The sequence below is a fragment of the Pseudomonadota bacterium genome, assembly GCA_039815145.1.
Taxonomy (GTDB): domain Bacteria; phylum Pseudomonadota; class Gammaproteobacteria; order Steroidobacterales; family JBCBZW01; genus JBCBZW01.
Genome location: JBCBZW010000233.1, coordinates 1 through 4,350 on the forward strand (window position 1 = coordinate 1; position 4,350 = coordinate 4,350).

A 4,350-nucleotide genomic window follows, 5' to 3' on the forward strand; every position below is an offset into this window, starting at 1 on the left:
GGGCTCGCCCGTCACTTCCTTGGACCGTCAGCAATAATTGTCATATAGTGCGTCAACTAGCGTTGACATGCCTCTGGCCCATTTGTAGCTTCACAGGACCGATTTCTCTTTTGGGGGTCTTCGGTTAGGTCTCCACCTTAGGAAGTGGAGATACGCGGTGCTCGGGTGGGGTGTGTTCGCGAGGCGGCAGATCTGGCTCCAGGGCAGCGCGAAGTGAGGATGACGTCTCGGATGGCGTCGTCGAGAGTTCGCCTAGCTATCTTGATATCGGGAGCTAATTGCAATGAGCGATTCAGAGTGGGTCGGCCCGACTGGCCTCACCATACGGCAGTCGGAAGAACTGCATAAGCAGGTCATCGATGGCACGCGTGTGTTCATGACCATTTCTATCTTTGCCCACATCCTCGCGGCGGTTTACTCGCCGTGGCTGGGCTCATAAGGAGAACGATCCATGAACAACGGCAGAATGTGGACCGTCGTCAACCCGACCATCGGGTTGCCCCTGCTGCTCGGCGGCGTCATCACCGTGTCGCTGGTCGTGCACCACGCCATCATGAACAACACCCCTTGGGTGGCTGCGTTCTTCAACGGCGGCGGCGCCTAATAGAGGTGCTGATCGCTTAGTGAGTGTCAGGGGTCGGGGAGTTCCCCGACCCCCTCCTAGCTAAGGAAACGGGTCAGGAAGACGATGGCAAAACAGGAGGGCAGTAGACTGGTGGCCATGTGGGCCGAGCTCGGTCCCATGTTCATGCCCTTCGCCGACGTCGCCACTCCCGACCTCCCACTTTCCCGCCTACTGCGCCTCTCACTTTTCCAGGTGTCGGTGGGTATGGCGCTGGTGCTGCTCGTCGGCACGCTCAATCGGGTCATGATCGTAGAGCTTGGCGTCCCCGCCTCCCTGGTCGGGTTGATGATCGCCTTGCCCCTAGTTTTCGCCCCTTTCCGCGCCTTCATCGGCTTCCGCTCCGATACCCATCGCTGCGAGCTCGGCTGGCGCCGTGTGCCCTTCATCTGGAAGGGGACGTTGCTGCAATGGGGCGGTTTTGCCGTGATGCCCTTCGCCTTGCTGGTGTTGGCAGGCAAGGGCGGTGCCGCGGACGCGCCCGCGTGGCTGGGGCAGTTGTCGGCGGCGGTTGCGTTCCTGCTGGTGGGCGCTGGCGCGCACACGGTCCAGACCGCAGGCCTCGCCCTCGCGACCGACCTGACACCCCCCGAGTCCCATCCGAAGGTGGTGGGCCTCATGTACGTGATGTTGCTGCTCGGCATGATGGGCAGCGCCCTGGTGTTCGGGTGGGCACTCAGTGATTTCAATCCTGGACGACTGGTACAGGTCATCCAGGGGGCCGCCGTGGTGACCATGCTGCTCAACGGCATCGCCATGTGGAAGCAAGAGGCCCGCTTGACGACGCAGCAGACCCGTGAGGCCGCGCGCCAAGACCCGAGCTTCAGCGAGTCCTGGGCCCGGTTCTGTGAAGGCGAGCGCACCACCCGGCGCCTGGCCGTCGTCGGCCTCGGCACCATGGCCTTCGGCATGGCCGACATTCTCCTCGAGCCCTTCGGCGGGCAGGTGCTGGCCCTGTCCGTGAGTGCGACGACGCGTCTCACCGCGATCCTTGCCTTCGGCGGACTGCTCGGCTTTGCCTACGCCTCCTACAGCCTCGGCCGTCGCCACCAAGACCCCTACCGAGCAGCATTGCTAGGCTCCCTCGTCGGCCTGCCGGCCTTTGCCTTGGTCATCGCTGCCGCGCCACTGCAAGTGCCGCCGCTGTTCCTGCTCGGCAACTTCCTGATCGGATTCGGCGGTGCGCTGTTCGGCCATGCAACGCTCACGGCCACCATGTCGCGTGCCCCGGCCAAGCAGGCCGGCCTCGCGATCGGTGCCTGGGGAGCGGTGCAGGCGACCGCGGCGGGGCTGGCCGTCGCGTTCAGCGGGGCGATACGAGACGTGGTCACCGGACTGTTCGGTGGCGTGGATGGCGGGGGCGTAGCCCTTGGCTACCACGCGGTCTACGCGCTGGAGATCACGTTGCTGGTCGTGACGCTGGTGGCCATCTGGCCGCTCTTGCGCAAGCGCCAGCTTCGCCAGAAAGATGACTCAGCGCTCGGCTCCGCAAGCGCGGAGTTGGCGTAGGAGGGAGCTGGGGTGGCCTGCCTGACGATTCTCGAAGAGCCGGATCCACGTCTGCGGGCGGTGGCGGAGCCCGTGGAGCGCTTCGACGGCGAGCTGGCGACGCTCGCGTCGGACCTCATCGAAACCCTCCACAGCACTCCTGGCATCGGGCTTTCGGCGCCGCAGGTAGGTCGCTCTATACAGCTGCTGGTGATGGATCTCAGCGAGGAGCGCAACACGCCTGAGATCTACATCAATCCCCAGGTGCAGCTCACGGGCCAGCGTTGCATGGTGGAGGAGAGCTGCCTGTCGCTGCCCGGTCTCGAAGGGGTCGTGCCGCGGGTCACCGCCGTGCGCGTTCGGGCCCAAGACCTTGCCGGCAACGTCTTCGAGCGCGAGCTTGAGGGCATGCACGCGGTCTGCTTGCAGCATGAGATGGATCATCTCGCCGGCCGTCTGTTCATCGATAGGGTATCGCTGCTGCACCGTCTCTACATGCGTGGCACGGCTGCCCTGCGCGCCGCCAAGCAGGGCAAGGCCGCCTAGCGCTTCCTGGCCCGCCTGCCGAACTCACACCCAATCCACCGCTGGGCTGTTCGCCCTCTGGACAGGTGCGCCTCGGCGCTGCTTGAGGGTGTAACTGCCTTGGGCGTAGGATCGGAGCCATCGACGCTGATCCGCGAGAGGCAAGGACCATGGCCGGGAATGCGGATGCGCCGCGCGCCGGCGGCGAACGCGGGGCATTAACAGAGTTGTTGGTCGCCGGTGACGGCAGCGGTTCCAAGCGCATGGAGGCCGTGCTGCCGCTCGTCTACGAGGAACTGCGCGCCATCGCCAGCCGTCAGCTGGGACGGGAACAGGAGCGCTACTCACTGTGCACCACAGGCCTGGTGCACGACGCGTACCTCAAGCTGGTGGATGACACGCGCGTCTCCTCGCGCGGAAGATCCTACTTCTTCGGTGCAGCCGCTCAGGCGATGCGCCGAATCATCGTCGATCACGCCCGCTCGCGCTCGCGGCAGAAGCGCGGTGGCGACGTGCACTTCACGCTCCTCGATGACAAGGAGCTGGCCATGGGTGAAGCGCTGGAGCAGATCATCGAGTTGGACGACGCGCTCTCCCAACTGCGTGCCCTGAGCCCGCGCCAGGAGCAGATCGTAGAGTGCCGTGTCTTCGGCGGGTTGGACGTGGTGGAGATCGCTGAGGCGCTCGATATCTCCCAGAGCACGGTCAAGCGAGACTGGGCCGTGGCCAGGGCCTGGTTGCTGCGCCAGTTCAAGCGCGGCGGGGCGGCCGAAGGCGAAGGATAGCGTTAGCCCGCTGCCGGCGGAGGGGCGAACATGGGGTGCGCACGCAGGTCGTTGTAGAGCGCATCGGACACCGCCCGGATGCGCGCCACCTCTCTCAGATCAGGATGGTTGAGTAGCCATAGGGCCCCGCACTGGGCGGGGCGCAAGGGCACGCGCAGCACCCGCTGCAGGGCGGGATCGACCTGGTCGCTAGGCAATACTGCCAGCCCCAACCCTGCCTTAGCCATCGCGGCCATGCTGGTAAAACTGTTAGCACTCGTGGCGACCTGATCCCGTCCGATGTGCTCGGTCAACCAGCGCAGGGCGGGAAGCCCGGCAAGGGCGGGTGCCGGGCCTATGAAGCGGTGGGTGTCTAGGTCCTCCAGCCGGTGAGGCCTGCCCTGCTGAGCGAAGTACGCCTCCGTGCCCACCACGTGCCACTGGTAGTCGCCCACCTTACGCCCCACCAGATGTTCCGGCGGCGCGCGAGTGGCCCGCAGGGCCAGATCGGCCTCGCGACGGGTGAGGTCGTATTCGGAGTCGCTCACGATCACCTCGACGCGCAGGTCGGGGTGGGTGGTGGCGAGGCGTGCCAGGATCGGCGCCACGTGATCGGCGGCCAGGTTGCCGTTGGTGGTCAGGCGCACGTCGCCGGCGGGCCGATCGTCTCGTCCCAGGGCGGCGCGGGCGAGATCGTCCACGGCATCCGCCGCGCGCTCGGCGTGGGCCAGAAGTTCGCTGCCGGTGGCGGTGGCGGTGTAGCCCGTCGGCAGGCGGTCGAAGAGGCGTACGCCGAGGTCCTGCTCGAGGGCGGCGAGGCGACGAAACACGGTGGAATGGTTCTTCCCGAGTGCCTGCGCAGCGCCTGACAGCGAGCCGTGTTTGGCCACCGCCAGGGCGATCGGTATGTCGTTCCAGTTCATCGCGTAGACATGCCTTGCAGAATTGCAA

Annotated in this window: 6 protein-coding genes; 5 read left to right on the forward strand and 1 reads right to left on the reverse strand. The window is 65.8% G+C overall.

Annotated features, from left to right (window positions below):
* Positions 1–283 precede the first annotated feature (283 nt).
* From AAF184_24905 to AAF184_24925, 5 genes are all read left to right on the forward strand, one after another.
* Entirely contained in the window at positions 284–439 is a 156-nt protein-coding gene (locus tag AAF184_24905; protein MEO0425598.1) for a light-harvesting protein, read from the forward strand.
* 12 nt (positions 440–451) lie between these two features.
* Positions 452–604 carry a light-harvesting protein gene (locus AAF184_24910; protein MEO0425599.1) on the forward strand — a complete coding sequence of 51 codons (153 nt, stop codon included), beginning with the start codon at positions 452–454 and terminating at the stop codon, positions 602–604.
* Between the two features lie 84 nt (positions 605–688).
* The gene (locus AAF184_24915) at positions 689–2,131 is read left to right on the forward strand and encodes a PucC family protein (protein ID MEO0425600.1); all 1,443 of its coding nucleotides are present in this window, start codon (positions 689–691) and stop codon (positions 2,129–2,131) included.
* Positions 2,132–2,143: 12 nt separating this feature from the next.
* On the forward strand, positions 2,144–2,656 hold the full coding sequence (gene def / locus AAF184_24920; GenBank protein MEO0425601.1) for a peptide deformylase: 513 nt from the start codon (positions 2,144–2,146) through the stop codon (positions 2,654–2,656).
* Between the two features lie 149 nt (positions 2,657–2,805).
* Entirely contained in the window at positions 2,806–3,420 is a 615-nt protein-coding gene (locus tag AAF184_24925) for an ECF-type sigma factor (protein MEO0425602.1), read from the forward strand.
* A 2-nt stretch (positions 3,421–3,422) separates the two neighbouring features.
* Here AAF184_24925 and AAF184_24930 read toward each other — a convergent pair.
* Positions 3,423–4,350 (reverse strand): LysR family transcriptional regulator (locus tag AAF184_24930; GenBank protein MEO0425603.1); only part of this gene is annotated, 928 nt, incomplete at its 5' end.

Excerpts from the sequence above, each read along its gene's own strand:
- AAF184_24905 (MEO0425598.1), top strand. The coding sequence starts at position 284 with ATGAGCGATTCAGAGTGGGTCGGCCCGACTGGCCTCACCATACGGCAG.
- AAF184_24910 (MEO0425599.1), top strand. The coding sequence starts at position 452 with ATGAACAACGGCAGAATGTGGACCGTCGTCAACCCGACCATCGGGTTG.
- AAF184_24915 (MEO0425600.1), top strand. The coding sequence starts at position 689 with ATGGCAAAACAGGAGGGCAGTAGACTGGTGGCCATGTGGGCCGAGCTC.
- AAF184_24925 (MEO0425602.1), top strand. The coding sequence starts at position 2,806 with ATGGCCGGGAATGCGGATGCGCCGCGCGCCGGCGGCGAACGCGGGGCA.